The organism is Streptomyces sp. WZ-12, assembly GCF_028898845.1.
Classification (GTDB): Bacteria; Actinomycetota; Actinomycetes; order Streptomycetales; family Streptomycetaceae; genus Streptomyces.
This window is the reverse complement of record NZ_CP118574.1, coordinates 3,982,444-4,008,499: the sequence shown is the minus strand read 5'-3', so window position 1 is coordinate 4,008,499 and position 26,056 is coordinate 3,982,444. Positions and strand designations below refer to the sequence as shown.

Sequence of the window (26,056 nt, the reverse complement as noted above, 5' to 3'; positions counted from 1 at the left end):
CGGTGCCCCACTGACAACGGCGAAGGAGTTAACCGCTACGGAGTCGTGGCGGGCTCGGGGTCGGCCGGGCGGGTGCCGATGACGACGGTGGCGAAGAGTTCGTCGGAGGTGGCCACGTGGGGCAGCAGCCCACTGCGCCGGAAGGTCCGCACCGCCCGGGCCGCCTGGCGTTCGCCGGTCTCCACCAGGAGGTGGCCGCCCGGCGCCAGCCACCGGGGCGCGGCCGTGGTCACCCGTCGCAGCACGTCGAGCCCGTCCACACCGCCGTCGAGCGCCACCCGGGGTTCGTACTCGCGGGCCTCCGGAGGCAGCAGCTCGACCTCCTCGGTGGGCACGTAGGGCACGTTGGCCGTCAAGACGTCGATCCGGCCCTGGAGTTGGACGGGGAGCGGGGCGAACAGGTCGCCCTCGTAGACCAGGCCGCCGGCGGCGGCCACGTTGCGGCGGGCGCAGCGCACCGCGGCCGGTTCGATGTCGGCGGCGTGCAGCTCGACCTCGCCCAGCGCGGCGGCCAGGGCCGCTCCCACGGCGCCGGAGCCGCAGCACAGGTCGACCGCCACGGGGCGTCGGTCGGCCCGCCCGGCGGCCCGGCGCCCGAGGGCGACGGCCTGGTCGAGCAGGAACTCGGTGCGCCGGCGCGGCACGAAGACCCCCGGGCCCACCGCGATCCGCAGGCCGCCGAACTCGGCCCAGCCGAGGACGTGTTCCAGGGGGTGACCGGCCGCCCGCCGTTCCACCATGGCGGCGAGGTCGGCCGGGGTGCGGGCGGTGTCGATCAGCAGCGCGGCCTCGTCCTCGGCGAAGACGCAACCGGCGGCGCGCAGACGGGCGATGACCGGGGCCGGCGGTGCGGCGGTGGTCCGGGGTGACGGGTGGGACGACATGGTGGTGAGCCTTTCGGGATGCCGTGCGGCGCGTCCCGGGTCACGGATGTCGGGCGGTCACCTGGAGCCGGTGGACGCACGGACGCGAGACGGGAGCACCTGCCTGGACTGGCGGGGAATCGGTCTCACCTCCTCGGTGCGGCACGGGCGGGCGCGCTCCGGCGCGACGGTGCGCGCCGGTGGCCGGGGCAACAGTACCCGACCTGGTGAGCGGGCCCGGCGCGATCGCCGATGGCCTCGGGCGGTGTCTGCCCGCCCCGCCCCGCCTGCACATCAAGTGCCGGAAAGTACTTGTCAGTTCGGAAAGTTCTTGTCAGCATGGTGAGTGTCGAAAGCATGAGCGATGAGGGGGAGTGTCATGAGGGAGTGTGCGTCCCACGACGCCGCGGCCACGCTGGCCCGCGCGGCGCAGTTGGGTTCCACGGTCCGCAAGGGCACGCGGTGGTACGTGCGGTATCAGTTCGTCCACGGCGCCGCGGCCGGCCTCGCGGTGCTCGCGATCGGCCTGCTGAGGGCCCCGTACGGAGTGGCGGTCGGCACCGGATTCTTGGTGGTCGTGGTGTCGTGGCTGTCGGTCTACGCGGCCCGACAGCCCGTCGCCCGCCGGGGGTTCGGCATCCGGCACGGCATCATGATCGGCACCTGGGGTCTGCTGTACGCCGCGGTGCTGACGCTCGGCGTGATCTTCTTCCCGGGCGTGGCCGCCTGGTGGGTGCCCGGAGCCGTGGTGGTCGCCCTGCCCGGGCTGATAGGCGGATATCTGGAGGCCCGCCGGTGACGGGGCGGCGCGAGACGACCCGCGAGACGGGTGCGGAGCGCGCGGCGTCGGCGGACCCCAAGTCCCTTGGCGGTGCCGCCCAATGCGCCGGCAGCCATCCGCGCCACGGGCTGGACGAGGTCATCCACGCCCCGGTCCGCTTCTCCATCGTGGCGACCCTGGCGGCCGCCGAGAAGGCCGAGTTCGCGTTCGTCCGCGATACCGTCGAGGTCAGCGACTCGGTCCTCTCGCGGCAGGTCGCCACGCTGGAGAAGGCCGGCTATGTCGCGGTCACCAAGGGGTACATCGGCAAGCGCCCGCGCACCTGGCTGGCGCTCACGCCGGACGGCCGGGCGGCCTTCGCCGCGCACTGCCGGGCCCTGCGCGCCATAGCGGGCGACGACACCTGACGACACCTGACGGGGGCGGATGACCGCGGCCGGCGAAGTGCCGCCGGGCAAAGATCGGTTGACTTGGAGCGCACTCCAACTCCTACCGTCTGAAGCGGGTTGGGGGCCGCGGCTCCCGGGGTCGGTCACGGCCGGTCCGCCCGTTCCGTTCGCCGTACGTCCCAGGAGGTAGCAGACATGACCGAGATTCCCACCCGCCACCTCGGCGGCCTCGCGGTGTCCGTGCAGGGCCTCGGCTGCATGGGGATGAGCCACGGCTACGGCGCCTCGGACGACGACCAGTCGATCGCCACCCTCCGCCGCGCGCTCGACCTCGGCGTCTCCCTGCTGGACACCTCCGACTTCTACGGCTCCGGCCACAACGAGGAGTTGATCGGCAGGGCGATCGCCGGCCGGCGCGACGGGGTGGTGCTGGCCACCAAGTTCGGCTTCGCCAACCGGCTCGGCGAGCCCATCCAGATCCGCGGTGACGCCGCCTTCGTCCGCCAGGCGTGCGACGCCTCGCTGCGACGCCTCGGCGTCGACCACATCGACCTCTACTACCAGCACCGCGTCGACCCCGACGTCCCCATCGAGGAGACCGTCGGCGCGATGGCGGAGCTGGTCGCGGCGGGCAAGGTGCGCCACCTCGGCCTCTCCGAGGCGGGCGCGGAGACCATCCGGCGGGCCCACGCGGTCCACCCGATCGCCGCGCTGCAGAGCGAGTGGTCGCTGTGGACCCGCGACCTGGAGGCGGAGATCGCGCCGCTCTGCCGCGAACTGGGCATCGGCCTGGTCCCGTTCTCCCCGCTCGGCCGCGGCTTCCTGACGGGGCGTTACACCTCCGTCGAGGGCCTGCCGGAGTCCGATGTGCGCCGCACCCAGCCCCGCTTCGCCGACGGCAACCTCGAACAGAACCTCGCGATCGTGGCCAAGTTGGAGGAGCTCGCCGCCGAGAAGGGCGTCACCACCGGCCAGTTGGCGCTGGCCTGGGTGCAGCACCGCGGCGACGACGTCGTCCCGATCCCCGGCACCCGCCGCGAGAAGTACCTGGAGGAGAACCTCGCCGCGCTGGAGGTGACCCTCTCCGCCGAGGAGCTCGCCGCCATCGACGCCACGGCCCCCATAGGCCAGGTCGCCGGCACCCGCTACGACGCGGTGAGCATGACCTACGTCAGCAAGTGACCCCACGGGCACGGCCGGCCGGCGCCGCGGGGTGCCGGCCGGCCGCCGCCCCGGCTCACGCCGGCGACATCACCTCGTAGAGGTTGCGGTCGGCGTCGACGAAGAACAGCCCTCGGGGGCGCAGCGGATGGTCGATGCTGCCGTTGTCCGGACGGCCCGGGTCGTTGCCGTAGGGGACGCCGGCCGAGCGGAGGCGGGCGAGGATCCCGTCGAAGGTCTCCGGGTCGACGTCGAAGGCCAGATGGTGGCCCTGGGGGTCCGGGACGGCCATGAAGTCCAGGGTGAGCGTCCCGTTCACCCGGACCGGGGCGAAGTGCCCGTTCCGGCCGGCCGGCGGCAGCTCCGCCAGGCCCATGACCGAGGCGAAGAAGCGGGCCGCCGCGCGGTGATCGGTCGCCGGGACGACGGTGTGGTTGAGGCTGACCGGCATTAGGCGCTCCCCGGCTCGGCGAGGGTGCCGTGCAGCAGCACGGAGATGAGTTCCTCGGGGGCGAGCGGCGCGTCGGTCGGGTCGGCCGGCGCGGGCAGCCGGCTGAAGAGCAGGCCCAGGAAGGCGGCGGCCACCCGCTCGGGGCTCAGCCGCAGCGCCGCCCGGTCCGGCTCGATCAGCTCCTCCACGGCCTCCCGCAGCGCGGCGAAGGACCGGGCCCGCCCGTCCTCCGGCGGCTCGCCGCCCGCCCGCGCCCGGTCCGGTCGCCCGCGGTCGCCGCGGTGCCCGGTGGCGTAGAGGCTCCGCAGCACGGTCCCCATGCGCTCCATGTGGGCGCAGAGGGCCTCGGCGGCCTCGGTGAGCCGCGCGGTCAGCGGTTCGTCGAGCGGGATCGAGGCCAGTTCGCGCAGCACGTGATCGACGCCCGCGGCCTCGGCCAGGCAGGCGTCCAGCAGGGCGTCCTTGTCCTTGAACGCGCGGAAGACGGTGCCCTCGCCGATTCCGGCGGCGCGGGCGATCTGGCTGGTGGTGACGGCCGTCCCGTGCACGGCGACCAACGGCAGCGCGGCCGCGACGATCATCGCCCGGCGCTGTTCGACGCTCATACCGGGAGCGCGACGACGAGAAGGCTTCTCCGCTAAGGGAGTTGAAGGTTTCGTCATGCTCCCGACGCTACGGAGTGAGCGCTCACTCCGTCAATGCCCGGGGCGCAACCCGAAGCCCCCGTCCCGTACGCAGGAGGCGCCCCCGCCCCGCCCTCCCTAGACTGCGAAGGGAGCGGGCCGCCCCGGCCGCGGGCCGGCCGACCCGCGGCGACGACCGGTGCGACCCGAGGGCGGCGAGCCATGCGGTGGAAGCTGGAACTGGTGCCCATTCCGGTGCGCGACGTGGAGCGCGCCAAGCGGTTCTACAGCGAGCAGGTGGGGTTCACCGTCGACCACGACCTCCGCCTCGGCGACGGCGTGCGCATCGTCCAGTTGACCCCGCCGGGCTCGCACTGCTCGATCGTCCTCGGCGCCGGCGACGGGGTGACACGGGTGCGCCCCGGCTCGGTGCGGGGCGTGCAGTTGGTGGTGCCCGATGTGGTCGCGGCCCGCGGCGAGTTGCTGGCCCGCGGGGTGCCCGTCGGGCCCGTGCAGCACGTGGCGGACGGCGCGCTGGCCGACGGCCCCGGCGGGGCCTGGAACACCTTCGTCTACTTCGACGACCCCGACGGCAACGGCTGGGCGATCCAGGAGGGCGCCGCGGACCCCACCGCCCCGGGGGACGGGGCGTGACCCGGGATCAGCGCGGGCGGCCCGACGCCCACCGGGTCACCCCGTGTCCGGATGCCGCTGGGTCCAAGCGGCCTCCAGGTGGGCCATGTTGGTGCGCCCCCAGGCACCCAACGGGGCCAGCGCCTCGGTGAGCGACGTGCCCAGCCCGGTCAGCGCGTACTCGACCCTCGGCGGCACCTGGTCGAACACCCGCCGGTCGACGATGCCGTCGGCCTCCAACTCGCGGAGCTGCTGGGCCAGTACCTTCTCGCTGATGCGCGGCAGCTCGCGGCGGAGTTGACCGAACCGCCGGGGCCCCTGGTCGAGCGCCCACAGCAACAGGACCTTCCACTTGCCGCTGATGACGTCCACCGCGGCGTCCAGCCCGCACTCGTAGGGCCCCGTGCGCCCGCCCATGCCGCTCCCCTCGCGTTCCCCGCACCCGTCCGTGCGTCAAGTATCGACGATCACGGGCGGGTGCGGGGCGGCTCAGTTGCCGTACGGGCGGGCGGTGCGCGCCTCCCGCAGCGCCACGGCCCACCAGCCGAGTTGGCGCAGCAGGGCGTCGGCGGCCTGGGCGGGCGGAGCCGGGTCGTGCAGGTGCCCCTCGTCGTCGAAGGGGCCGGCGGGGAGCGCGAAGCTGACCGTCTCGCGGACCGTCGTGGCGTGCAACTCCGCGAAGACCAGCCGCAGTTGCTCGACCGCCCGCAGGCCGCCGGAGATCCCGCCGTACGAGACGAAGCCGACCGGCTTGGCCTGCCACTCGGAGCGCAGCAGGTCGATGGCGTGCTTGAGCGGGGCCGGGAACGAGTGGTTGTACTCCGGCGTGATCACGACGAACGCGTCCGCCTGCTCGACGCGCTTGGCGTAGGCGAGGAACTCCTCGCTGCCGGGCCGGAGTTCGTACGGGCGGACGGTGGCCAGATCGATGACGTCGAGGAGGAGGTGCGGGTGCGAGGCGCCGACGTGCTGGGTGAACCACTCGGTGATGACCGGGGCGAACCGGCCCTCGCGGGTGCTGCCGACGAGGACGGCGAGGGTGAAGCGCTCTGCGGACATGGGAGGCCCTTCGGGACGGAGCGGGTGTGACGCCCCAGACGCTAGAACCTCAACTAAACTTGAGGTCAAGTGGCGGAAGGGCGGGGTGCGGCCCGCCCCGGCGCCGACCGTCAGGAGCTCCGCCCGTCACTCCGCGCCGAACAGCTTCAGCAACTCCGTCTTCTGGAACATCCGGGCCGTCTCGATCGCCGACGGCGTGCCGGCCGACGGGTCCGCACCGTGCGCCAGCAGGACCTTGACGACCTCGTCCTCACCCTTGAACACCGCGCCGGCGATGGGGGTTTGACCCCGGTCGTTGGGCCGGTCGGCGTCGCCGCCGCGCTGCAACAGGGCCTCCACCGTCGTCGGGTGGCCGTGGTAGGCGGCCAGCATCACGAGGGAGTCGCCCTTGTCGTTCGTCAGGTTGGCGGGCACGCCCGCGTCGACGTAGGCGGCGACGGTGTCGGTGTCACCGTGGCGTGCCAGGTCGAACACCTTGGCCGCGAGCTGGAGCACCTCGGGGTCGTGCGCGTGCTCGACCGCCTCGGGGCCCTGCTGCGGGGAATGCGCGTCGCTCATGGTGGCCGGCCTCCTGTCGTGGTGGGTGAGCGCGCCTGTGTTGCGGCTCACCGCCACTCTAGATTTACCCGGCCCCGCGCGTGACGGATGCGGGGGCCCGGATTCCGCGGGAGCCACCGGGCGTCCCCGCCGGCGGGGCCCGGCGGAGACCCACCCCGCCGGGAACCCCTACGGGTCCGGTCAGAACGCCGCGCGGATCTCGCCCACCCGGCTGCCGCCGCCGTGCAGCGGCACGTCCTCGATGCGCGCGAGCACCGGGTCGTCCACGCCCAGCTCGCGCAGGACCCGGGCCAGCACGGGGCCCAGCGTCCGGGTCGCACCGTCGTCGATCTTGAAGGCCAGCGCCCGGCCGTCGGGCAGCGCCAGCGCCTGCACCGCCTCGGCGCCCATCTTGGACAGCGTGCCGGGCAGGGCCTGCATCAGCCAGGTGTCGGGCCGGCGGGTACCGGCCACGTACTCGGGGTGGGCCCGCATCGCGTCCGCCACCCGCCGCTCCGGCGTGCCCGGCTCGGCCAGCACGAAGTGGCGGTAGGCCCGCGCCAGCCCCGCCAGCGAGAGCGACATCAGCGGGGCGCCGCAGCCGTCCGTGCCGATGTGGGTGACCTCCTCGCCGCCCGCCGTGCGCACCACGTCGAGGACGAGCTGCTGGAGCGGGTGGTCCTGCTCCAGGTACGTCGGGAGCGGCCAGCCGTTGAGCGCGCAGGCGGCGAGCATCGCGGTGTGCTTGCCGGAGCAGTTCATGGTGAGCCGGTCACGGACCTTGCCGGCGGCGAGGTAGTGCTCGGCCTCCTCCGGGTCCAGCGGCAGGTCCGGCGGCGTCTGGAGCTGCTCGGCGGTCAGCCCGTGCTCGGCGAGCATGGTCCGGACCAGATCGAGGTGGAAGCGCTCGCCGGAGTGGCTGGCCGCGGCCAGCGCCAGCCGCTCACCGGAGAGGTCCAGGCCGGCCCGCAGGATCGCGGCCGCCTGCATCGGCTTGTTCGTGGAGCGGGGGAAGACCGGGGCGTCGACGTCGCCGAGCGCCCACTCCACGCTCCCGTCGGCGGCCAGCACCACCAGCGAGCCCCGGTGCCGCCCCTCGACGAAGCCGGACCGGACGACCTCGGCGAGCACCGGCGACGGCCCCGCGGGCGTCGCCGACGCCGCGGACGGCGACTGCTCGGGTATCGGGGTGGGCGAGGAGGAGGTCTTCGACGGGGTCACGGCCGGCCTTCCGGGGACGGGACCCGCGGCCCCGGAGGCGGCTTGTGGCCGATCAGGACAGCAGGTCGTCTACTTGCGCTTCGCCTTCACGGTACCTGCGGGCGATTTCCGCACTGCAATCGTCGGTGGTGCGCTGCAGGGACTGACGGCGCTGTGAGATCCCCCGCTCGTGACGGATCAGCCGCCCCATCGCGTCCTGCAACTCCTCGTCCGTACGGGCCGTGAGGTCCGAGAGCTCCACCTCGCCGAGCATCTCGTCGGCGAGCCGACGGCACTCCTCGCTGTGCGGGGTGCCGAGGGTCACGTGCCGGGCCGACGAGCGCTGGCGGGACGGCAGGTCGGTGAGGATCTCGGGCAGCCGGTCCAGCAGCGCCGAGTGGGCCCCGGTGCGGCGGGCGATCTCGGCGCGGAGGATGTCGATCCGCCCCTGGAGGAGGCGGCGCAGATAGCTGAGGTCGGCCTCCTCCTGCTGGCAGTCACGGCGCACCCCCCGCAGCTCGGGCAGGCTCAGCCCGGACAGCTCGGGGGAGCCGGTCGGGCGGAAGCGGTCGCGCTGCTGCGGAGGGCGGGCGGTGGGTGCTGCCTGGCCGGCCTGGAGCATGGGGTCGTCCTTGGTAGGGGCGGGCTCGATGGGAGCCGGCGCCGGGGTGGTGGTCAGCGCGTGCGGGGCCTCCGGGGCGGTGGGGGACTCCGGGGCGACGGGTCTCGTACGACCGGACGGTGGGGTGGGGAGCGCCGGCGGCGGGCTGCCCGCCGGTGCCGTCCGGGCGGCTGGCACGGGGCCGGGTGTCTGTCCGGCGCCGAGTGTCGTCATGAATCGTTCCGTCCCCTCGTACCGGTGCCGCATCCAGGGCATGTGTCCGTGAAACGCACCGCGTGCACGCATCGTGCCACTCTGTGCAGTCCATGTGCAGGGGACACGGCATGCGAACGGCCCTTGTGGGGGTACCGGCCCGGGCGGCGCGGCGGCCCGGCATCATGGCGGGTATGCGAGCTGTGGTGCAGAGGGTGAACGGCGCACGCGTCGACGTGGCGGGCGAGACGGTCGGGGAGATCGTCGGGGAGGGGCTGTGCGCGCTGGTGGGCGTCACCCATGACGACACCCCGGAGAAGGCCGCGCAGCTCGCCCGGAAGCTGTGGTCGGTGCGGATCCTCCAGGACGAGAGGTCCTGTTCGGACGACGGGGCGCCGCTGCTGGTGATCAGCCAGTTCACTCTCTATGGTGACGCGCGCAAGGGCCGTCGTCCCACCTGGAGCGCCGCCGCGCCGGGCCCGGTCGCCGAACCGCTGGTCGACGAGGTGGTGGCCCAACTGCGCGCGCTGGGCGCCAAGGTCGAGACCGGCCGCTTCGGCGCGGACATGAAGGTGTCGCTCACCAACGACGGACCGTTCACGGTCCTGCTGGAGGTCTGAGCTCCGGGCCCGCCGGGGCCTTAGGGGCTGGGGGAACACTTCCCCTAGGGGCCGCAAGCGCCCCCTGCGGGGCCTCAACGCGCCACGCCGGTACGGGTATTCCCGCGGAGACACACCGCGCCAGAGCCGGGTCCCCCGCGGAGACACACCGCGCCGGAGTGGGGTCCCCCGCGGACACGCACCGGGCCAGAGGGGGGTCCCCCGTGGATGCGCACCGCGGCGGAGCGGGGTCCCGCGCGGAACGTCGCACCGGGCCGAGGCGGGTCTCCCCGCCGAACGCGCCGCGCCCTGGCCGGTGTTCCCCGCGGAAGGCTCCCCGCCCGGGCGGGTACTCCCGGTGGAACGCAGCGAGCCCGGACGGGAGTTGCGCGCGGGAGCCACGCAACCGGGCGGGAATCCGCGAGAGCCACGCAGCCGACGGGAATTCCCCGCGAGACCCCCGCAGTCAGGCGGGGACTCCTCGCCGGGAGCCACGCACCCGGCGGGAATCCCCCGCGAGACGCGCCGCGCCCTCCTGGGTGTTCCGCGGTGCGGTGGGGCCCGGCCAGCCGGCCCGGTCCCGCCGCACCACCCTCCCTCACGGCTCGACGACGACCTCCTGGGCCGCCGCGGTGTCGCCCGCGATCAGTGGGGCGTCGGTGGGGACGTTGCGCTTGACCAGGGCCAGGGCGATCGGGCCGAGCTCGTGGTGGCGGGCCGAGGTGGTGATGAAGCCCAGTTGGCGGCCCTCCGGGCCGTCGGCGGCCAGGCGGACCGGCGTGCCGTGCGGGGGCAGGTGCACCTCGCTGCCGTCCAGGTGCAGGAAGACCAGGCGGCGCGGCGGCTTGCCGAGGTTCTGGACCCGGGCGACGGTCTCCTGGCCGCGGTAGCAGCCCTTCTGGAGGTGGACCGCGCCGCCGATCCAGCCGACCTCGTGCGGGATGGTGCGGTGATCGGTCTCCAGCCCCAGCCGCGGGCGGTGCGCCTCGACGCGCAGCGCCTCCAGGGCCAGCACGCCGATCGCGGGACCGTGCTCCGCCGCGAAGGACTCCAACTCGGCGCGGGGGAGGAAGAGATCGCGGCCGTGCGGGGCCTCCCGGACGACCGTGCCCTCGGGGGCCTCGGTGATGGAGCCGGCCGGGAGGTGGACGACGGCGAACGCGTCGGTGCGGTCGGCGACCTCGACCCGGTAGAAGAACTTCATGCTCTCCAAGTAGGCGATCAGCGCCTCCTGCTTGCCGGGCTCGGTGTGCAGCCACGTCGTCTCGCCGTCGTCGACGAGGTAGAGCGCGTGCTCGACGTGGCCGTGCGCGGAGAGGATCAGCGCCTCGGTGGCCCGGCCGGGCGGGAGTTCGCTGACGTGTTGGGTCAGCAGCAGGTGCAGCCAGCTCAGCCGCTCGGGGCCGCTGACGGTGACCACGCCGCGGTGCGAGAGGTCCACGAAGCCGGAGCCGTCGGCGAGCGCGCGCTGCTCCCGGAACAGGTCGCCGTAGTGCGCGGCGACGCCTTCGTCGGGGGCCTCGGCGGGGACGGCGCCGGGCAGCGACAACAGGGGGCTGGCGGATGAATGTCGCAGCATGGGCCCAGCCTACGACCAGCGGCCGCGGAGCTACCCGCTTCCCTCGGCGTCCCGGCCGCCCTGCCCGGTTTGCCGGGTGCAGGACGCGCACCGGCCGAAGATCGCGAAGTGCTTCAGGTCGGTGTCGAAGCCGAACTGCTCGCGCAGGGTGTCGGTGAACGGGGCGGCCACCGACAGGTCCGCCTCGATCACGTCGGTGCAGTCCCGGCACACCAGGTGGATGTGGTGGTGGCGGTCGGCGAGGTGGTAGGTGGGCGCGCCGTGGCCGAGGTGGGCGTGGCTGACCAGCTCCAGCTCCTCCAGCAGCTCCAGGGTGCGGTAGACGGTGGAGATGTTGATGCCGCCGGCGGTCTTGCGCACCTCGGTGAGGATGTCGTCCGGGGTGGCGTGCTCCAGCCTGTCGACCGCCTCCAGCACCAGTTGCCGCTGCGGGGTCAGGCGGTAGCCGCGCCTGCGGAGGTCGCTCTGCCAGTCGGTGGTCACCACACGGCCAGTGTAGGAGGGCGGTCAGCCGGTGTGCACTCCTCGGAGATAACGGGCGAGGTCGGCGATGGCGGTGGGGTTGCGGGGGCTCTCGACGAGTTCGGCGTAGTCCATGACGTAGATGCGGTGGTGCTTGACGGCGGAGACGTTGGCGAGCGGGGCGTAGGACTCCAAGAACGCCTTCTTCTGCGCGGCGGTGGTGTCGCCGTAGTTGTTGACGACGATGACGTCGGGGTCGCGGGCGACGACGGTCTCCCAGCCGACGGTGGTCCAGGAGTCCTTGAGGTCCTTCATGACGTTGTCGCCGCCGGCCTTGGTGATGATGTCGTGCGCGGCGGCGTACTCGCCGGCGGTCATCGGCTTGTCCTGGCCGGAGTCGTAGAGGAAGACGGTGGGGCGGTGGGCCGGGGCGTGGGCCGCGGCGTCGGCGACCTGCTTGCGGTAGGTGCGGATGAGGGCCTGGGCGCGGTCCTCGACGTGGAAGAGCTTCCCGAGGTTGGTCAGGTCGGCGTAGAGCGCCTCCAGGGGTGGCATCACGCCGCGGGCGGCGGAGTCGGTGCCGTTGTGGCAGGACTCGGTCAGGACGTACGCGTCGACGCCCAGCTTCTTCAGGGCGGCGGGGGTCAGACCGTCGCCCTCGCCGAAGCCGTAGTTCCAGCCGGCGAAGACCAGATCGGCCTTGGCGTCCAGGGCGATCTCCTTGGTGATGGCCTTCTTGGAGAGCCAGGGGACCTTGCCGTAGGCGGCCTTCCACGGGACCTTGCTCAGCTCGCCCTTGTCGTCCGGCATGACGTAGCCGGCCATCCGGTCCGTGAGGCCCAGCGCGAACATGATCTCGGTGATGCCGACGTCGTTGGTGACGACCCGGCGCGGGGTGTGCGGGTAGGTGGTGCGGGTGCCGCAGTTGGTGAGGGTGACGGGGCGGTCGTCGGGAGCCGGGCGGGCATCGGTGCCGGCGGGCCCGGTGCCCACGTGGGCGCCGCAGCCGGTGAGGGCGAGGGCCAGGGCGGCGAGCCAGGCGGCCGGGCGGAGGCGGCGGGCGGGGTGCGGGGTGTCGGTCACGGGGTCCCTCACGGTCCTCAGGAGGCGGGCAGGCGGTCGAACAGGAGCTGGACGGCGCCGGTTTCGGGGTGCCGCACGCGGTGCGCGCGGACACCGAAGACCTCGGCCAGCAGCTCGGCGGTGAGCACGTCGTGCGGCGGTCCGGAGGCGACGATCCGGCCGGCGGACAGCACGTGCAACTCGTCGCAGTGCACGGCGGCCAGGTTGAGGTCGTGCAGCGCCGTCAGCACCGTCAGGTTGCTGTCCCGTACCAGCGCCAGGACCTCCAACTGCTGGGCGATGTCCAGGTGGTTGGTGGGCTCGTCGAGGACCAGGACGCGGGGCTCCTGGGCGAGTGCGCGGGCGATCAGGACGCGCTGCTTCTCGCCGCCGGAGAGGCCGAGGAAGCCGCGGTCGGCGAGGTGGTCGGCGCCGACCCGGGTCAGCGCGCGGGCGCAGATCTCGCGGTCCGCGGCGCTGGGCCGACCGGAGCCGCGCTGGTGCGGCAGCCGGCCCATGGCGACGACCTCGGCGGCGGTGAAGTCGAAGTCGGTGCCGGCCTCTTGGGGCAGCGCGGCCAGCAACGTGGCGCCCTCGCGGGCGGTCAGCGCGTGCAGGTCGGCGCCGTCCAGGAGGACGCTGCCGGCGGCCGGGCGCAGCGCGCGGTAGACGCAGCGCAACAGGGTTGACTTCCCACTGCCGTTGGGGCCGACGAGCCCGACGAGCCGCCCGCTGCCGGCGGTGAGGGTGACGTCGTGGACCAGGCGCCGCCCGGCCACCGCCACCGACAGTCCGGTGATGTCCAGACGCATCAGGAACCGCCCCCGAAGGTGTAGCGGCTGCGCCGCATCAGCAGGACGAAGCAGGGGACGCCGAGGACGGCGGTGAGCACCCCGACGGGCAGTTCGACGGGGGCCAGCAGCACCCGGGAGAGCACGTCGACCCAGACCATCAACACCGCGCCGAGCAGCGGGGCGAGCGCCAGCACCCGGCGGTGGTCGGCCCCGACCAGCATCCGGGTGGCGTGCGGCACCATCAGTCCGACGAAGCCGATCGCGCCGGAGACCGCGACCACCGCGCCGGTGGCCCCGGCGGCCACCACGAACAGTTCGCGGCGCAGCCGTTCGGGGTCCACGCCCAGCGCGGCGGCGGTCTCGTCGCCCATGGCCAGGGCGTTCAACCGGCCGGCGGAGAGCCGGAGATGGACCAGGGCGGCGGCGACCGCGGCGGCGGCGATCGGGACCGAACCCCAGCCGGCCCCGCTCAGGCTGCCCAGCAGCCACATCATCGCCGAGCGGGCCGCCTCGCCGCGGTCGGCGGTGAACACCATCAGGGTGGTGACCGCGGAGAAGCCGTAGTACATGGCCGTCCCGGTCAGCACCAGCCGCATCGGGGTCAGCCCGTGGGCGGTCCGGGCGGCCGCGTAGACCAGGGCCATGGCCAGTAGCGCGGAGAGGAACGCCGAGACGGACAGCGCCCAGACGCCGAGCGCGGCGAGCGCGCCGAAGAGCATCACGGCGTTGGCGCCGACCGCCGCGCCGGAGGAGATGCCGAGCACGAACGGGTCGGCGAGGGCGTTGCGGACCAGGGCCTGGACGGCGACGCCGATGGCGGAGAGTCCGGCGCCGACGACGGCGGCGAGCAGCGCCCGGGGGAACCGCAGCTCCCAGACGATGGTGTAGGCGGCGACCTCATCGGGTCTGAGGGTGCCGCCGGTCAGCCCGGCGCCGAGGTAGCGCAGCACCTGCGGCCAGCCGATCCCGGCGGCGCCGAGGCCGGTCCCGCACAGCAGCGAGACGAGCAGCACGGCGCCCAGCGCGGCGGCCAGGGGGAGGGTGCGGGTGGGGCGTGCCACGGGGCCTTCGCCTTCGGCTCGGGCCGCGCGCGAGAGGTCCCCCTGCTCTTTTGGAGCGTGGGGGAGGGAAAGGGGCGGCGGCCCGGAGCCGGGCCGAGCGGGCGTCCCCTCGCAGTCCACGGCGAGTTGGTGCGGATCCGGCGCCGCCGCGGGCGATCGGGCTTGCGGAACGGGCCCGTTGGGGCGTTCCGCTTACCGTTGCGGGTCAGCGCCGGACTCTCACCGGACTTCCCCCGCGGGGCGTCGTCGTTGTCAGGTTTTCGTGCGCGGCCGGACGGCCACGGGTGGGCTCAGCCCTCGTACGGGGTGCCGTCCGGGCGGAAGAAGGAGACGCCGTCGGGCATGTCGTCGGGCAGGCTCTCGGCCCACTCCTTGAGGTCGGCGACCTTCTTGAGCTGCGCGGACATGTAGGGGCGCAGCGGCACCTCGGGGGTGGCCTTCTCGCCGACCCACATCAGGTCGCCCTTGACGTAGCCGTACAGGCGCTTGCCGCCGCTGTACGGGCCGGCGGCGGCGGTCCGCGCGACGGCGTCGGTGGCCAGGTCGATCTGCGGCTTCTGGTCGGCCAGTTCGCCGTACCAGATCTCGACGACGCCCTGGTCGCGGGTCATCACGACCTCGACCTTGTTTCCGTCGACCCGCCAGAAGCCGGTCTCCGTCTCCAGCGGGCGGACCTGCTTGCCCTCGTTGTCGAGCACCCAGGTGTGCGAGGTGTACTCAAGGAAGTCGCGGCCGTCGTGGCTGAAGACGACCTCCTGGCCGAAGTTGCACTTCTCCGCGCCGGGGAAGTCGAAGACGCCGGCGCCCTCCCAGCGGCCGAGGAGGAAGACGAGCGGCACCAGGGACGGGTTCAGGTCGGACGGGATCTCGATCATGAGCTCAGGCGATCTGTTGTGGGGACGAGAGGTATCAGCGCTGGCCCTGGTACAGCTTCTTCCAGGTCAGCCCGGCGAAGGCGATCACGCCGACGGCGACCAGAACCAGCAGGGTGGTGAAGAATGCCTCAAGCACGAGCGCGCTCCTTGGGCGGAGTGAGGTGTTACGGACCGCCTGCGAGTCTAGTCGGCGCCGTCGGCGGCGGCGCTGTGAGGTCCGCCCCGGCTCTTGGGGCCGGCGCTCCGGCTCCCACGGGGCGTCCCCGGTCCGCCGGCCCGCCCGCGCCTACTCTTGGGCCATGGCGAACAAGCTGGTGATCAAGGTGACGGCGGGCGCGGACGCGCCCGAGCGGTGCTCGCAGGCGTTCACGGTGGCGGCGGTGGCGGTGGCCAGCGGCGTGGAGGTGTCGCTGTGGCTGACGGGGGAGTCGGTGTGGTTCGCGCTGCCGGGGCGGGCGGCCGAGTTCGAGCTGCCGCACGCGGCGCCGCTGCCGGAGCTGATCGAGTCGATCCGCGCGGGCGGCGGCGCGATCACGGTGTGCACGCAGTGCGCGGCGCGGCGCGGCATCGAGGAGAAGGACCTGATCGAGGGGGCGGGCATCGCCGGCTCCCAGCTCTTCGTGAGCGAGATCATGCCGGACGGCGTGCAGGCGCTCGTCTACTAGGGCCCTCGGCCGCGGGTGCGCGGGCGGGGGTCAACTGCGGCGGCGGTCCTCGTCGTCCCGGTCGTCCAACTCCCGCCACCAGCGGTCGGACTCCGGGTCCCCGGACTCGTCCCACCAGCGCTCGCCCGGCTCCCGGCGGTTGCCGACGATGGCCGCGACGGGCGGGATGACCATGGCGACGACGCACATCGCCACCGCGGCCGGTACCGACCACAGCCGCACCAGGCTCCACGCCAGCACGAACAGCACCAGGCACACCGTCATGAGGACGAAGTACCGGCGGTGACGGCGCTGCGGCGGGGTGGGCGGGCGGTGCGCATGCGCGTACATACGTCCACGGTAAGTCCGCGGGGCCCGGGAAAGAAGGCCGGAGGACCGCACCCCACAGCCAAGGCGTCCAAACCCCTGGGGTGCGGCCCTCCGGGCCGAACGGGCCCGCGGCACGGGCCCGTCCGCGCGCGCCGTCAGACGGCGATGGCGACCTCCGCCAGCCCGCCCTGCTGGGCGACGACGGTGCGGTCCGCGCTGGCACCGGGCACGAGGGCGCGCACGGTCCAGGTGCCCTCGGCCGCGTAGAAGCGGAACTGTCCGGTCGCGGAGGTGGGAACCTCGGCGGTGAACTCTCCGGTGCTGTCCAGCAGGCGGACGTAACCGGTGACGGGCTGGCCGTCGCGGGTCACGCTGCCCTGGATCGTGGTCTCACCGGGCTTGATGGTCGAGGCGTCCGGGCCGCCGGCCTGTGCTCCACACATAGGGGTACTTCCTTGAGGGGTAGAGAGGGGCTCTCGGGCTTACTTGTTGGCGCCGAGCTCGATCGGGACGCCGACCAGGGAGCCGTACTCGGTCCAGGAGCCGTCGTAGTTCTTGACGTTGCTCTGGCCGAGCAGCTCGTGCAGCACGAACCAGGTCAGCGCGGAGCGCTCGCCGATCCGGCAGTAGGCGATGGTGTCCTTGGCCAGGTCGACGGACTCCTGCTCGTAGAGGGCGGTGAGCTCGTCGTCCGACTTGAAGGTGCCGTCGTCGTTGGCGTTCTTCGACCACGGGATGTTGCGGGCGCTGGGCACGTGGCCGGGGCGCTGCGACTGCTCCTGCGGGAGGTGGGCGGGGGCCAGCAGCTTGCCGCTGAACTCGTCGGGGGAGCGGACGTCGACCAGGTTCTTGGTGCCGATCGCGGCGACGACGTCGTCACGGAAGGCGCGGATCGAGGTGTCCTGGGCCTTGGCCTTGTACGCGGTGGCCGGGCGCTGCGGGACCTCGGAGCCGTCGACCAGGTCGCGGGAGTCCAGCTCCCACTTCTTGCGGCCGCCGTCGAGCAGCTTGACGCCGTCGTGCCCGTAGAGCTTGAAGTACCAGTAGGCGTAGGCCGCGAACCAGTTGTTGTTGCCGCCGTAGAGGACGACGGTGTCGTCGTTGGCGATGCCCTTCGCCGAGAGCAGCTTCTCGAAGCCCTCCTGGTCGACGAAGTCGCGGCGCACCGGGTCCTGGAGGTCCTTCTTCCAGTCGATCCGGACGGCGTTCTTGAGGTGGTTCTTGTCGTAGGCCGAGGTGTCCTCGTCGACCTCGACGAGGACGACCTTCGGGTCGTCCAGGTGTGCCTCGACCCAGTCGGCGTCTACCAGGACGTCGCTACGGCTCATGTTCTTCTCTCCTCCGGGGCAGTTGCGGGGGGCGGGCTTGAGGGTGCACGGGTACCGCGGACGGCGCGGCGGCGCCAGGAGGCGCGCAGCGCTGCGTGGGTACGGGTGTGAGGACGGCCTTCAGCGGCGGCCGACGGCCGGGGCGACGGGAGGGATGCGACCCGTCAGGCAGGGCGACAGAGCATGGCGGCGACGCGGCACAGGTCGACTGCCCGCCGCTTCGTCAGTACCGCCTGTCCCCGTGGACGGAGACCGCTCAATGCGCATCGCATGGCTCCGATCGTAGGGACGCGGAGCACGGCATGTCACCGGTGTGTCGAATGGCGAGACGTGATTGTCCGTGATGTGGGACGCGCGAGGGTGTGGGGCGGGCGCGCACCGCGCGTGGGGGCGCCGTCGCGGGTGTCGGGTCTGGCGTTCGGACCGAGGTGTCTCAGGGTGTGGACGGGGCGGCGGCCCGGTGGGGCGGCCCGCCACCCGCCGGCGGGTCAGCCGGTGATCTTGACGTGGGTGCCGGAGGCGGTGACGGAGATGCCCTGCGCGGTCGCCGTGAGCTTCTCCAGCTTCAGGTTGCCCGGCAGTTGGTCCAGCTTCCAGCCGTGGTCGGTCTGGGTCCGCACCTCGCGCTCGCAGCTCGGCAGCGCCCGGCACATGGCGGGGATGTGGTCGGCCCGCACCCGGACGGTGTCGCCGTGCACGATGTCGATCGTGCCGGTCACCTCGAACGAGTTGAGCAGCGGCACGTTCGGGGAGATCTTGACCAGGGCGCGGCCGTCCTTCTCGCCGCCGTAGGAGATCTTGACGCCGCCGCCGGCCGCGTTGGTCAGGTCCGGATAGGAGATCTCGGCGGTGGCGGTGGCCGAGGCGGCGCTCTCGATGGAGGAGTAGTCGCTGGTCAGCGCCACGTCGTGGAACTGCGCCGACATCCGCTTGAGGGTCAGCGTGCGGCCCTCGGAGCGGGCCGCCAGGTGGTCGAGGTTGGCGTCCACCTCGTCGAGGTTGCGCGCCGCGACCTGGGTCAGGAACGGGAAGCCCTTGATGGAGACCTCGGGCGTCGAGGTGATCCCGTTCATGCCGCGGAGCTTGTCCGCCGCCTTGCTCTCGGCGAGATGGACCGCGACGCGGTCGGCCGCCACGAACAGCCCGCCGAATATGACGACGAGCACCAGCAGCACCTTCAGTGCGCGCATCGAACCACTACCCCCACTCGCGACCGCCGGGCTGGATGGGCCCCGGCCGATTCGTCCACTCCGGAGCGCGGGCCCCCAGCCCGCGCTCCGGGAACCCTAGACGAACCGGTCGGGAGAACGGGAACGGCGGCCGTACGGAGCGCACAACCGTGCGCTCCGTACGGCCGCCGCGGCACTGCGTGGGGGGCCTCGCGGCCCTGGCTACCCCAGGGCCCGGCCCAGGACGTAGACCGCCGGGGCCGCCAGGGCCAGCGGCAGGGCGACGCCCGCGGTCATGTGCACGAACTTCGACGGGTAGTCGTAGCTGGCCACCCGCAGGCCGATCAGGGCGCAGCCGCCGGCCGCCAGGCCGAGCAGCGCGCCGGCGGTCCCCATGCCGGTCAGTTGCGCGGCGGCCAGGCCGCCGCCGGCACCCGCCAGCAGGCCCAGCACCAGCGTCACCGGACCGGGCAGCGGCAGCGCCCGGACGAGCACGGCCAGGGCGACCGCGGCGCCGCCGACCACCACCGCGTTCGGGTCCGCGGCCAGGTGGCCGGCGGCGAGCACCGCCAGCGCGGACGAGGTCAGGCCCGCGGTCAGCGCGTACATCCGCTCGTCCGCGCTGGAGCGGTTGCGCAACTGGAGCACGATGACCAGCAGGCACCACACGCCGAGCGTGCCGAGGGCCACCAGCGGCGCGTCCTCGCGCGGGGTGGTGAGCAGCCCGACGTCGGTGGCCACGCCGCCCAGGAAGGCCAGCGCGATGCCCTGGCGGGCCGGCCACATGCCGTTCAGCCGGAACCAGCCGGCGGCGGTGACGGCCTGGAGCAGCACCACGGGGACGGCGAGGAGCGGGCGGGCGACCGGCGCGGCCAGCGCCAGCAGCAGGGCCAGCACCGCGGTCAGCGCGGCCGGTTGGATCCCGGGCGGGATGATCGGGGAGCGGCCCTCGGCGCGGGCGCGCTGGTTGGGCTTCAGCGGCGCGGTGGGGGCGGCGGGCGCGGCCGGCGCCGGCTCCGCGGTGGCGGTGGTCCCGTGCGCGGACCCGTAGGGGGCGGCCTGGTGCTGGTGCGCGCCCTGGTGGGCGGCGGGCGCCGGGGCGGCGTAGGCGTCCTGCCCGTAGGGGGCGGACGGCTGCGGCTGCCCGTGCGGCTGCTCGTGGGCCGCCTGGCCGGCGTAGCCGTGGTAGTCCTCGTACCCCTCGTATCCCTCATAGCCGTACGGCTGTTGGGGCTGGGACTGGTACGGCTGGTGGGCCTGGGGCGGCTGCTGTTGGGGCTGCGCGTAAGGGTCGTAGGGCTGCTGCCCGTACGGGTACGGGTTCTGGTGCGGCTGGTGCTGGTTGTCGCTCATGACCCTCTGCTCATCCTCCGGCGAACGGCGGCAGGACCTCGACGGTGCCGCCCTGCGACAGCGGCACCTGCGCATGATCGCGGGAGCCGACCTGGACGCCGTCCACCAGGAAGGAACAGCGCAGCAGGACGCGGCCGAACTCGGGGTCCGTGGCGTGCGCGGTGCGCGCCGCGTCCAGTGCCTCGGCGAGCGTCGCCGCCGCGTACGGCTCCTCCGCCGTGCCGGCGGCTGCCTTGGCCGCGGCCCAGTAGCGCACGGTGCCAGTTGTTGTCACGGCGGCCTCTTCGTGTCGGGGGCTCTTGCCGCCTCCCATCATGGCGTACGCGGCGGCCGGCCCGGGTCGGGGCAAGTCCGGGTAAAGACTTGTGGCCGTCCGGGAAGATTCCCGCACGGTTCGGAGAAATTCGATTGGCCGGGGCAACCGTTCGCATAGGCTCCGGCCTGTGTTGGTCCGACTCGCGCGGGCGCATCTGCGGCCCTACAGGCGCTCCATATCCCTGATCGTCCTGCTCCAGCTCATCCAGACGCTGGCCACGCTCTACCTGCCCACCCTCAACGCCGACATCCTCGACAACGGTGTCGTGAAGGGGGACACGGGCTACATCCTGCGGATCGGCGGCTTCATGGTCGCGGTGACGCTGCTTCAGATCACCTGCGCGGTCGGCGCGGTCTACTGCGGCGCCCGTACGGCCATGGCCCTGGGCCGGGACATCCGGGCCGCGGTCTTCGACCAGGTGCAGTCCTTCTCCGCCCGGGAGGTCGGCGGCTTCGGTGCGCCGTCGCTGATCACCCGCACCACCAACGACGTCCAGCAGGTCCAGATGCTGGTGTTGATGACGTTCACGTTGATGGTCTCGGCGCCGATCATGTGCGTCGGCGGCGTCGTGATGGCGCTCAACCAGGACGTGCCGCTGTCCGCGCTCCTCCTGGTCATCGTCCCGGTCCTCGGGATCCTCGTCTCACTCATCGTGCGCCGGATGCGCCCGCTGTTCCGCGGGGTGCAGGAGCGCATCGACACCGTCAACCGCGTGCTGCGCGAGCAGATCGCCGGCATCCGCGTCATCCGCGCCTTCGTCCGGGACCGCTATGAGCGCGAGCGGTTCGCCGGGGCCAACACCGACCTGTACGACGTCTCGATCCGCGCCGGCCGGCTGATGTCGATGATGGGCCCGCTGGTGATGCTGATCGTGAACCTCTCCAGCGTGGCCGTGGTGTGGTTCGGCGGGCTGCGCATCGACGGCGGCCAGATGCAGATCGGGGCGCTGGCGGCCTTCCTCAGCTACCTGATGTACATCCTGATGTCGATCATGATGGCGACGTTCATGGTGATCACGCTGCCGCGCGCCGAGGTCTGCGCCGAGCGCATCCAGGAGGTGCTGGCGACCGAGTCCAGCGTCACCCCGCCCGCCGAGCCGGTCACCACGCTGCGCCGCCACGGCGAACTGGAGCTGCGCGACGTGGAGTTCCGTTTCCCCGGCGCCGAGCAGCCGGTCCTCAAGAACGTCTCGCTGATCGCCCGCCCCGGAGAGACCACCGCCGTCATCGGCTCCACCGGCTCCGGCAAGTCCACCCTCCTGGGGCTGGTGCCCCGGCTCTTCGACGCCACCGACGGCGCGGTCCTGGTCGACGGCGAGGACGTGCGCACCCTCGCCCCGGAGACCCTGGCCGCCGTCATCGGCCTGGTCCCGCAGAAGCCGTACCTCTTCTCCGGGACGGTCGCCAGCAACCTGCGGTACGGCAATCCGGACGCCACCGACGAGGAGCTGTGGCAGGCGCTGGGCACCGCGCAGGCCCGGGAGTTCGTCGAGCGGATGGAGGGCGGCCTCCAGGCGCCGATCGCGCAGGGCGGCTCCAACGTCTCCGGCGGTCAGCGGCAGCGGCTGGCGATCGCCCGCGCCCTGGTCCGCAAGCCGGAGATCTACCTCTTCGACGACTCCTTCTCCGCCCTGGACTACGCCACCGACGCGGCCCTGCGCGCCGCGCTGGCCCGGGAGACCGACCGGGCCACCGTGGTGATCGTCGCCCAGCGGGTCTCCACGATCCGCGGCGCCGACCGGATCGTGGTCCTGGACGCGGGGCGGATCGTGGGCACCGGCACCCACGCCGAGTTGATGGCCGACAACGAGACCTACCGGGAGATCGTGCTCTCCCAGCTCACCGAGCAGGAGGCGGCGTGACCACCGCGGACAAGCAGGACCCGGCCGCGGGGCGGGCCCCCGACCAGACGCCCGCCGACACCGCCGGCGAGACCACCGGATCGACCCCCCGCCGCGGCCCGGCCCCCGGCGGCGGCCCGATGGCCCGGATGATGGGCGGCCCGGTCGAGAAGTCCCTGGACTTCAAGGGCTCCGGCAAGCGGCTGTTGGCCCAGATGCGGCCGGAGCGCGGCATCGTCGCGGTGGCGCTGCTGCTGGGCGTGCTGAGCGTGGCGCTGACCGTCGTCGGCCCGAAGGTGCTGGGCCGCGCCACCGACCTGATCATGGCCGGCGTCATCGGCCGCCACCTGCCCGAGGGCCTGACCGAGGCGCAGGCCGTCGCCGAGCTGCGGGCGCACGGCCAGGGCGGGTTCGCCGACATGCTCGGCGCCATGCCGGTGGTCCCCGGCCACGGCGTCGACTTCGGCGCCGTCGGCACCATCCTGCTCGGCGCCGTCCTGATCTACGCCGGCTCCGCCGCCTTCGGCTTCACCCAGGCCCGGATCGCCACCCGGGTCGTCCAACGCACCGTCTTCCGGCTGCGCGAGCAGGTCGAGGAGAAGCTGGCCCGGCTGCCGCTGAGCCACTTCGACAAGCAGCAGCGCGGCGAGGTGCTCTCCCGCGCGACCAACGACATCGACAACGTCCAGCAGACGCTCCAGCAGACCCTCAGCCAGATCATGGCCTCGCTGCTGACGATCCTGGGCGTGCTGGGGATGATGTTCTGGATCTCGCCGCTGCTGGCGCTGGTCGCGCTGATCACCGTGCCGGTCTCGATCGTCGTCGCCACCAAGGTCGGCAAGCGCGCCCAGCCGCAGTTCGTCCGCCAGTGGAAGACCACCGGCAAGCTCAACGCGCACATCGAGGAGATGTACACCGGCCACTCCCTGGTCAAGGTCTTCGGCCGCCAGAAGGAGTCCGCCGCACTCTTCCGCGAGCAGAACGAGGCGCTCTACGCGGCCGGCTTCCGGGCCCAGTTCATCTCCGGGATCATCCAGCCCGCGATGATGTTCATCGGCAACCTCAACTACGTGCTGGTGGCCGTGGTCGGCGGTCTGCGGGTGGCCTCGGGCGCGCTGTCCCTCGGCGACGTCCAGGCGTTCATCCAGTACAGCCGCCAGTTCAGCCAGCCGCTGACCCAGGTCGCGGCGATGGCCAACCTCGTCCAGTCCGGCGTCGCCTCCGCCGAGCGGGTCTTCGAACTCCTCGACGCCCCCGAGCAGGACCCGGACGCCGAGCAGCCCGCCCGCCCCGAGCAGGTCACCGGTCGGGTCGCCTTCGAGGACGTCTCCTTCCGCTACGACGAGCACAGGCCGCTCATCGACGGTCTCTCGCTGACCGTCCGCCCCGGCCAGACCGTCGCCATCGTCGGCCCGACCGGCGCCGGCAAGACCACCCTGGTCAACCTCCTGATGCGGTTCTACGAGGTCCGCGGCGGCCGGATCACCCTCGACGGCGTGGACATCGCGAAGATGTCCCGCGAGGAGCTGCGCGCCAACATCGGCATGGTCCTCCAGGACACCTGGCTCTTCGGCGGCACCATCGCCGAGAACATCGCCTACGGCGCCCCCGAGGGGACCTCCCGCGACAAGGTCGTCGAGGCGGCCCGGGCCACCCACGTCGACCGCTTCGTCCGCACCCTCCCGGACGGCTACGACACCGTCATCGACGAGGAGGGCGACAACGTCTCGGCCGGCGAGAAGCAGTTGATCACCATCGCCCGGGCCTTCCTCGCGGAGCCGGCGATCCTCGTCCTGGACGAGGCCACCAGCTCGGTCGACACCCGCACCGAGGTCCTCATCCAGCACGCGATGGCCCAACTCCGCACCGGCCGCACCAGCTTCGTCATCGCCCACCGCCTCTCCACGATCCGCGACGCCGACGTCATCCTGGTCATGGAGAACGGCGCGATCGTCGAACAGGGCGACCACGACGCCCTCTTGGCCGCCGGGGGCGCCTACGCCCGGCTGTACGCGGCCCAGTTCGCGGAGGCGGTGACGGAGGCGGGGTAGGCACCCAGGTGCCGGCCCCGGCGAACGACCCCCGGGGCGCGGGGCGTTGGGGGTGTTTCCAAGGGCTGCCCCTTGGGTGCCGCAGGGGCAGCGTCCAAGTCAGCCCGCCCGCCGGGCCCGTCGGGCGATCCAGCGCCCGATCCGGTCCAACAGCTCCGGGCCGGCGGCGTTCTCCGCGTGGCCGAAGCCCGGTTCGAGCCAGAGCTCGGCGGTGGCCGGATCGGCGGCGGCCCACAGCATCCGCGGATGGTCCACCGGGAAGTACGGGTCGCGGTCGCCGTGGACGAGGAGCAGCGGCGTGGGCGCGATCAGCGGCACCGCCTCGGTGGGGGAGAGGGGGACCGCGGCCCACTCCTCGGGATGGATCCGCGTCCGCAATCCGATGCGGGAGACCAGCCGCCCACTGGGTCGCGTCACGGCCCAATGGAGGCGCCGCATGGGCGCGGTGCCCCGGTAGTACCACCGTGCGGGGGCACTGACCGCGACCACCGCGTCCGGCCACGCATCCGTGCGCTCCCCGTGCTCCCCCGGGCCCGCCACCGCCGCCCGACGGCCGTGCAGCGCGGCCTGCCGGAGCACGACCGAACCGCCCATGGAGAAGCCCACCGTGGCGATCGTGCGGTGGCCCAGCGAGCGGGCCCAGCGGACCGCGGCGGTCAGGTCGTGGATCTCCCGGTCGCCGACGGTGGACCGGCCGCCGGAGCCCCCGTGCCCCCGGAACGAGAACGTGACCACGTCCGCATGCTGGGACAACGCGGCGGCGGTGCGGCGCAGCGCGGGCCGTTCGAGCGAGCCGGAGAAGCCGTGCGCGAGGACCACGGCGAGGTCCGCCGAGGGCACCGGGAAGGGGGCGCGGGAGGGGGCGTACGGCGCTTCGGGGCCCGGAATCCGAGGGGTGTGGGCGGCCTCGATGCGCACGCCGTCGTCCGTCAACAGGGTCACCCGGTGACCACTCGTTGTGATCGACGGAACACAAGATCGCGCAAAATCGCCCTCGGGTCCGCAAGTCATGTGAGCTATTCTGCTGGGCAGAGGAAGGATCCGGGCAGCGTCGCCCCCGGATCCTTTTGTGCTTTCGCGCACGCAAAGCGCGTGACCGGAAAGCGCCGCGTACGAAGCAGTGCCGCAGACTCCCCCGGCCTGGCCGGGTGGTGCCCCCGTCGCAGGGACCGAGGAGGAACCAGACGTCATGGGCAAGCGAAGCGTGCAGGACAGCGAGCCGCACAGGATGGAGCTCGCCGGAGACCGGGCAGGTGGTCGGGAGTGAGCTCACTTCTGCTGCTGACCAACGCCCTCCAGCCATCGACGGAGGTGCTCCCGGCGCTCGGCCTGCTGCTGCACAGCGTCCGGGTGGCCCCCGCCGAGGGCCCGGCCCTGATCGACACCCCAGGGGCCGACGTCATACTGATCGACGGCCGCCGCGACCTTCCGCACGTGCGGTCCCTGTGCCAGCTCCTGCGGTCCACCGGGCCGGGCTGTCCGCTGGTGTTGGTGGTCACCGAGGGCGGACTGGCCGCCGTCACCGCCGACTGGGGCGTCGACGACGTGATACTGGACACCGCCGGGCCGGCCGAGGTGGAGGCGCGGCTGCGGCTGGCGATGGGCCGCCAGCAGATCACCACCGACAACGGCCCCACGGAGATCCGCACCGGGGACCTCTCGGTGGACGAGGCCACCTACAGCGCCAAGCTCAAGGGCCGGGTCTTGGACCTGACCTTCAAGGAGTTCGAGCTGCTGAAGTACCTGGCGCAGCACCCGGGCCGGGTCTTCACCCGCGCCCAACTCCTCCAAGAGGTGTGGGGCTACGACTACTTCGGCGGTACGCGGACGGTGGACGTGCACGTCCGGCGGCTGCGCGCCAAGCTGGGCCCCGAGCACGAGTCGCTGATCGGGACCGTCCGCAACGTCGGCTACCGCTTCGTGGTGCCGGAGAAGGTGGAGCGGGCCGCGGCGGAGGCCAAGGCGCAGGAGGAGGCCGGGCGGCCGGGGAAGGGCGGCGACGGCGGCGAGCGGGCCGGTGCGCGGGCGCCCTCGTCGGGCGCCGGATCCGGGGCCGCACAGCCTGCCCGACGGTAGGGCCAC

Annotated in this window: 31 protein-coding genes; 9 read left to right on the top strand and 22 right to left on the bottom strand. The window is 73.1% G+C overall.

Annotated elements, in window-relative coordinates; translation table 11 throughout:
- Nucleotides 1–35 precede the first annotated feature (35 nt).
- Nucleotides 36–884 carry a putative protein N(5)-glutamine methyltransferase gene (locus PV796_RS16920; RefSeq protein ID WP_274914083.1) on the bottom strand — a complete coding sequence of 283 codons (849 nt, stop codon included), beginning with the start codon at nucleotides 882–884 and terminating at the stop codon, nucleotides 36–38.
- A 358-nt stretch (nucleotides 885–1,242) separates the two neighbouring features.
- On the opposite strand from PV796_RS16920, the gene PV796_RS16915 reads away from it, so the two are divergent.
- The 3 genes from PV796_RS16915 to PV796_RS16905 all read left to right on the top strand — a co-directional run bounded on the left by PV796_RS16915 (nucleotide 1,243) and on the right by PV796_RS16905 (nucleotide 3,215).
- Nucleotides 1,243–1,662, top strand: a complete 420-nt coding sequence (locus tag PV796_RS16915; RefSeq protein WP_274914082.1) for a hypothetical protein — start codon at nucleotides 1,243–1,245, stop codon at nucleotides 1,660–1,662.
- A 110-nt stretch (nucleotides 1,663–1,772) separates the two neighbouring features.
- Nucleotides 1,773–2,051 carry a winged helix-turn-helix domain-containing protein gene (locus PV796_RS16910; protein WP_342456963.1) on the top strand — a complete coding sequence of 93 codons (279 nt, stop codon included), beginning with the start codon at nucleotides 1,773–1,775 and terminating at the stop codon, nucleotides 2,049–2,051.
- A gap of 177 nt (nucleotides 2,052–2,228) precedes the next feature.
- Nucleotides 2,229–3,215 (top strand): aldo/keto reductase, encoded by a 987-nt coding sequence (locus tag PV796_RS16905; RefSeq protein ID WP_274914081.1) that lies wholly within the window; start codon nucleotides 2,229–2,231, stop codon nucleotides 3,213–3,215.
- Nucleotides 3,216–3,270: 55 nt separating this feature from the next.
- Here PV796_RS16905 and PV796_RS16900 read toward each other — a convergent pair whose 3' ends face one another.
- Both PV796_RS16900 and PV796_RS16895 read right to left on the bottom strand, forming a co-directional pair.
- On the bottom strand, nucleotides 3,271–3,645 hold the full coding sequence (locus tag PV796_RS16900; protein WP_274914080.1) for a VOC family protein: 375 nt from the start codon (nucleotides 3,643–3,645) through the stop codon (nucleotides 3,271–3,273).
- Nucleotides 3,645–4,250, bottom strand: coding sequence for a TetR/AcrR family transcriptional regulator (locus PV796_RS16895; RefSeq protein WP_274914079.1), 606 nt, complete (start codon nucleotides 4,248–4,250; stop codon nucleotides 3,645–3,647). The genes PV796_RS16900 and PV796_RS16895 overlap by 1 nt, the downstream gene beginning before the upstream one ends.
- Nucleotides 4,251–4,490: 240 nt before the next feature.
- Between PV796_RS16895 and PV796_RS16890 the strand changes: the two genes are divergently transcribed.
- Nucleotides 4,491–4,922 (top strand): VOC family protein, encoded by a 432-nt coding sequence (locus tag PV796_RS16890; RefSeq protein WP_274914078.1) that lies wholly within the window; start codon nucleotides 4,491–4,493, stop codon nucleotides 4,920–4,922.
- Nucleotides 4,923–4,958: 36 nt separating this feature from the next.
- Here the strand turns inward: PV796_RS16890 and PV796_RS16885 are convergent, their stop codons facing one another.
- The 5 genes from PV796_RS16885 to PV796_RS16865 form a co-directional block, all read right to left on the bottom strand.
- Nucleotides 4,959–5,318, bottom strand: a complete 360-nt coding sequence (locus tag PV796_RS16885) for a winged helix-turn-helix transcriptional regulator (protein WP_274914076.1) — start codon at nucleotides 5,316–5,318, stop codon at nucleotides 4,959–4,961.
- Nucleotides 5,319–5,390: 72 nt separating this feature from the next.
- The gene (locus PV796_RS16880) at nucleotides 5,391–5,960 is read right to left on the bottom strand and encodes an NADPH-dependent FMN reductase (protein ID WP_274914074.1); all 570 of its coding nucleotides are present in this window, start codon (nucleotides 5,958–5,960) and stop codon (nucleotides 5,391–5,393) included.
- Nucleotides 5,961–6,086: 126 nt separating this feature from the next.
- Entirely contained in the window at nucleotides 6,087–6,518 is a 432-nt protein-coding gene (locus PV796_RS16875) for an ankyrin repeat domain-containing protein (RefSeq protein ID WP_274914073.1), read from the bottom strand.
- Between the two features lie 180 nt (nucleotides 6,519–6,698).
- Nucleotides 6,699–7,682, bottom strand: coding sequence for an asparaginase (locus PV796_RS16870; protein WP_274919070.1), 984 nt, complete (start codon nucleotides 7,680–7,682; stop codon nucleotides 6,699–6,701).
- Between the two features lie 88 nt (nucleotides 7,683–7,770).
- On the bottom strand, nucleotides 7,771–8,532 hold the full coding sequence (locus PV796_RS16865; RefSeq protein ID WP_376569698.1) for an RsiG family protein: 762 nt from the start codon (nucleotides 8,530–8,532) through the stop codon (nucleotides 7,771–7,773).
- Nucleotides 8,533–8,705: 173 nt separating this feature from the next.
- Here PV796_RS16865 and dtd point away from each other — a divergent pair, with 173 nt between their 5' ends.
- The gene (gene dtd / locus PV796_RS16860) at nucleotides 8,706–9,131 is read left to right on the top strand and encodes a D-aminoacyl-tRNA deacylase (RefSeq protein ID WP_274914072.1); all 426 of its coding nucleotides are present in this window, start codon (nucleotides 8,706–8,708) and stop codon (nucleotides 9,129–9,131) included.
- Nucleotides 9,132–9,708: 577 nt separating this feature from the next.
- Here the strand turns inward: dtd and ygfZ are convergent.
- The 6 genes from ygfZ to PV796_RS16830 all read right to left on the bottom strand — a co-directional run bounded on the left by ygfZ (nucleotide 9,709) and on the right by PV796_RS16830 (nucleotide 14,943).
- Nucleotides 9,709–10,689, bottom strand: a complete 981-nt coding sequence (ygfZ, locus tag PV796_RS16855) for a CAF17-like 4Fe-4S cluster assembly/insertion protein YgfZ (RefSeq protein ID WP_274914071.1) — start codon at nucleotides 10,687–10,689, stop codon at nucleotides 9,709–9,711.
- Nucleotides 10,690–10,719: 30 nt separating this feature from the next.
- Nucleotides 10,720–11,175, bottom strand: coding sequence for a Fur family transcriptional regulator (locus PV796_RS16850; RefSeq protein WP_274914069.1), 456 nt, complete (start codon nucleotides 11,173–11,175; stop codon nucleotides 10,720–10,722).
- Nucleotides 11,176–11,196: 21 nt separating this feature from the next.
- Nucleotides 11,197–12,246, bottom strand: coding sequence for an ABC transporter substrate-binding protein (locus PV796_RS16845; protein WP_274914068.1), 1,050 nt, complete (start codon nucleotides 12,244–12,246; stop codon nucleotides 11,197–11,199).
- Between the two features lie 5 nt (nucleotides 12,247–12,251).
- Entirely contained in the window at nucleotides 12,252–13,025 is a 774-nt protein-coding gene (locus PV796_RS16840) for an ABC transporter ATP-binding protein (RefSeq protein WP_274914067.1), read from the bottom strand.
- Nucleotides 13,025–14,068 (bottom strand): FecCD family ABC transporter permease, encoded by a 1,044-nt coding sequence (locus tag PV796_RS16835; protein WP_274914066.1) that lies wholly within the window; start codon nucleotides 14,066–14,068, stop codon nucleotides 13,025–13,027. Before PV796_RS16835 ends, PV796_RS16840 begins: the two co-directional genes overlap by 1 nt.
- Nucleotides 14,069–14,358: 290 nt before the next feature.
- Nucleotides 14,359–14,943 (bottom strand): FABP family protein, encoded by a 585-nt coding sequence (locus PV796_RS16830; protein ID WP_274914065.1) that lies wholly within the window; start codon nucleotides 14,941–14,943, stop codon nucleotides 14,359–14,361.
- Nucleotides 14,944–15,242: 299 nt separating this feature from the next.
- Here PV796_RS16830 and PV796_RS16825 point away from each other — a divergent pair, with 299 nt between their 5' ends.
- Nucleotides 15,243–15,608 (top strand): DsrE family protein, encoded by a 366-nt coding sequence (locus tag PV796_RS16825; protein ID WP_274914064.1) that lies wholly within the window; start codon nucleotides 15,243–15,245, stop codon nucleotides 15,606–15,608.
- 30 nt (nucleotides 15,609–15,638) lie between these two features.
- Here PV796_RS16825 and PV796_RS16820 read toward each other — a convergent pair whose 3' ends face one another.
- From PV796_RS16820 to PV796_RS16795, 7 genes are all read right to left on the bottom strand, one after another.
- Nucleotides 15,639–15,938: a DUF3099 domain-containing protein gene (locus tag PV796_RS16820; protein ID WP_274914063.1), complete on the bottom strand. Its 300-nt coding sequence runs from the start codon at nucleotides 15,936–15,938 to the stop codon at nucleotides 15,639–15,641.
- Nucleotides 15,939–16,072: 134 nt separating this feature from the next.
- Nucleotides 16,073–16,360: a DUF1416 domain-containing protein gene (locus tag PV796_RS16815; RefSeq protein ID WP_274914062.1), complete on the bottom strand. Its 288-nt coding sequence runs from the start codon at nucleotides 16,358–16,360 to the stop codon at nucleotides 16,073–16,075.
- Nucleotides 16,361–16,399: 39 nt separating this feature from the next.
- Nucleotides 16,400–17,245 (bottom strand): sulfurtransferase, encoded by an 846-nt coding sequence (locus tag PV796_RS16810; protein WP_274914061.1) that lies wholly within the window; start codon nucleotides 17,243–17,245, stop codon nucleotides 16,400–16,402.
- Between the two features lie 164 nt (nucleotides 17,246–17,409).
- Nucleotides 17,410–17,517: an Ms5788A family Cys-rich leader peptide gene (locus tag PV796_RS42380; protein WP_376569689.1), complete on the bottom strand. Its 108-nt coding sequence runs from the start codon at nucleotides 17,515–17,517 to the stop codon at nucleotides 17,410–17,412.
- Between the two features lie 216 nt (nucleotides 17,518–17,733).
- Nucleotides 17,734–18,435 carry an LmeA family phospholipid-binding protein gene (locus PV796_RS16805; protein ID WP_274914060.1) on the bottom strand — a complete coding sequence of 234 codons (702 nt, stop codon included), beginning with the start codon at nucleotides 18,433–18,435 and terminating at the stop codon, nucleotides 17,734–17,736.
- A 201-nt stretch (nucleotides 18,436–18,636) separates the two neighbouring features.
- Complete coding sequence (locus PV796_RS16800) at nucleotides 18,637–19,767, bottom strand: hypothetical protein (RefSeq protein ID WP_274914059.1); 1,131 nt, start codon at nucleotides 19,765–19,767, stop codon at nucleotides 18,637–18,639.
- Between the two features lie 10 nt (nucleotides 19,768–19,777).
- A complete protein-coding gene (locus PV796_RS16795; protein ID WP_274919066.1) occupies nucleotides 19,778–20,080 on the bottom strand; it encodes a MoaD/ThiS family protein in 303 nt (100 codons plus the stop codon).
- 130 nt (nucleotides 20,081–20,210) lie between these two features.
- Between PV796_RS16795 and PV796_RS16790 the strand changes: the two genes are divergently transcribed.
- Both PV796_RS16790 and PV796_RS16785 read left to right on the top strand, forming a co-directional pair.
- On the top strand, nucleotides 20,211–21,944 hold the full coding sequence (locus PV796_RS16790) for an ABC transporter ATP-binding protein (RefSeq protein WP_274914058.1): 1,734 nt from the start codon (nucleotides 20,211–20,213) through the stop codon (nucleotides 21,942–21,944).
- On the top strand, nucleotides 21,941–23,974 hold the full coding sequence (locus PV796_RS16785; RefSeq protein WP_446750601.1) for an ABC transporter ATP-binding protein: 2,034 nt from the start codon (nucleotides 21,941–21,943) through the stop codon (nucleotides 23,972–23,974). Before PV796_RS16790 ends, PV796_RS16785 begins: the two co-directional genes overlap by 4 nt.
- 99 nt (nucleotides 23,975–24,073) lie before the next feature.
- Here PV796_RS16785 and PV796_RS16780 read toward each other — a convergent pair whose 3' ends face one another.
- Complete coding sequence (locus PV796_RS16780) at nucleotides 24,074–24,985, bottom strand: alpha/beta hydrolase (protein ID WP_274914057.1); 912 nt, start codon at nucleotides 24,983–24,985, stop codon at nucleotides 24,074–24,076.
- 252 nt (nucleotides 24,986–25,237) lie between these two features.
- Between PV796_RS16780 and PV796_RS16775 the strand changes: the two genes are divergently transcribed.
- Nucleotides 25,238–26,050, top strand: a complete 813-nt coding sequence (locus PV796_RS16775; RefSeq protein WP_274914056.1) for a response regulator transcription factor — start codon at nucleotides 25,238–25,240, stop codon at nucleotides 26,048–26,050.
- The last annotated feature ends 6 nt before the right edge of the window (nucleotides 26,051–26,056 follow it).

Bases quoted from the DNA above. Each gene is read 5' to 3' on its own strand.
- PV796_RS16900 (WP_274914080.1), bottom strand. From the start codon at position 3,645: ATGCCGGTCAGCCTCAACCACACCGTCGTCCCGGCGACCGATCACCGC.
- PV796_RS42380 (WP_376569689.1), bottom strand. From the start codon at position 17,517: ATGCGATGCGCATTGAGCGGTCTCCGTCCACGGGGACAGGCGGTACTG.
- PV796_RS16915 (WP_274914082.1), top strand. From the start codon at position 1,243: ATGAGGGAGTGTGCGTCCCACGACGCCGCGGCCACGCTGGCCCGCGCG.
- PV796_RS16840 (WP_274914067.1), bottom strand. From the start codon at position 13,025: ATGCGTCTGGACATCACCGGACTGTCGGTGGCGGTGGCCGGGCGGCGC.
- PV796_RS16780 (WP_274914057.1), bottom strand. From the start codon at position 24,985: ATGACTTGCGGACCCGAGGGCGATTTTGCGCGATCTTGTGTTCCGTCG.
- PV796_RS16825 (WP_274914064.1), top strand. From the start codon at position 15,243: ATGGCGAACAAGCTGGTGATCAAGGTGACGGCGGGCGCGGACGCGCCC.
- PV796_RS16800 (WP_274914059.1), bottom strand. From the start codon at position 19,767: ATGAGCGACAACCAGCACCAGCCGCACCAGAACCCGTACCCGTACGGG.
- PV796_RS16810 (WP_274914061.1), bottom strand. From the start codon at position 17,245: ATGAGCCGTAGCGACGTCCTGGTAGACGCCGACTGGGTCGAGGCACAC.
- PV796_RS16890 (WP_274914078.1), top strand. From the start codon at position 4,491: ATGCGGTGGAAGCTGGAACTGGTGCCCATTCCGGTGCGCGACGTGGAG.
- PV796_RS16885 (WP_274914076.1), bottom strand. From the start codon at position 5,318: ATGGGCGGGCGCACGGGGCCCTACGAGTGCGGGCTGGACGCCGCGGTG.
- PV796_RS16880 (WP_274914074.1), bottom strand. From the start codon at position 5,960: ATGTCCGCAGAGCGCTTCACCCTCGCCGTCCTCGTCGGCAGCACCCGC.
- PV796_RS16895 (WP_274914079.1), bottom strand. From the start codon at position 4,250: ATGAGCGTCGAACAGCGCCGGGCGATGATCGTCGCGGCCGCGCTGCCG.
- PV796_RS16815 (WP_274914062.1), bottom strand. From the start codon at position 16,360: ATGTGTGGAGCACAGGCCGGCGGCCCGGACGCCTCGACCATCAAGCCC.
- ygfZ (WP_274914071.1), bottom strand. From the start codon at position 10,689: ATGCTGCGACATTCATCCGCCAGCCCCCTGTTGTCGCTGCCCGGCGCC.
- PV796_RS16805 (WP_274914060.1), bottom strand. From the start codon at position 18,435: ATGCGCGCACTGAAGGTGCTGCTGGTGCTCGTCGTCATATTCGGCGGG.
- PV796_RS16865 (WP_376569698.1), bottom strand. From the start codon at position 8,532: ATGACGACACTCGGCGCCGGACAGACACCCGGCCCCGTGCCAGCCGCC.
- PV796_RS16830 (WP_274914065.1), bottom strand. From the start codon at position 14,943: ATGATCGAGATCCCGTCCGACCTGAACCCGTCCCTGGTGCCGCTCGTC.
- PV796_RS16905 (WP_274914081.1), top strand. From the start codon at position 2,229: ATGACCGAGATTCCCACCCGCCACCTCGGCGGCCTCGCGGTGTCCGTG.
- dtd (WP_274914072.1), top strand. From the start codon at position 8,706: ATGCGAGCTGTGGTGCAGAGGGTGAACGGCGCACGCGTCGACGTGGCG.
- PV796_RS16920 (WP_274914083.1), bottom strand. From the start codon at position 884: ATGTCGTCCCACCCGTCACCCCGGACCACCGCCGCACCGCCGGCCCCG.
- PV796_RS16875 (WP_274914073.1), bottom strand. From the start codon at position 6,518: ATGAGCGACGCGCATTCCCCGCAGCAGGGCCCCGAGGCGGTCGAGCAC.
- PV796_RS16820 (WP_274914063.1), bottom strand. From the start codon at position 15,938: ATGTACGCGCATGCGCACCGCCCGCCCACCCCGCCGCAGCGCCGTCAC.
- PV796_RS16795 (WP_274919066.1), bottom strand. From the start codon at position 20,080: ATGGGAGGCGGCAAGAGCCCCCGACACGAAGAGGCCGCCGTGACAACA.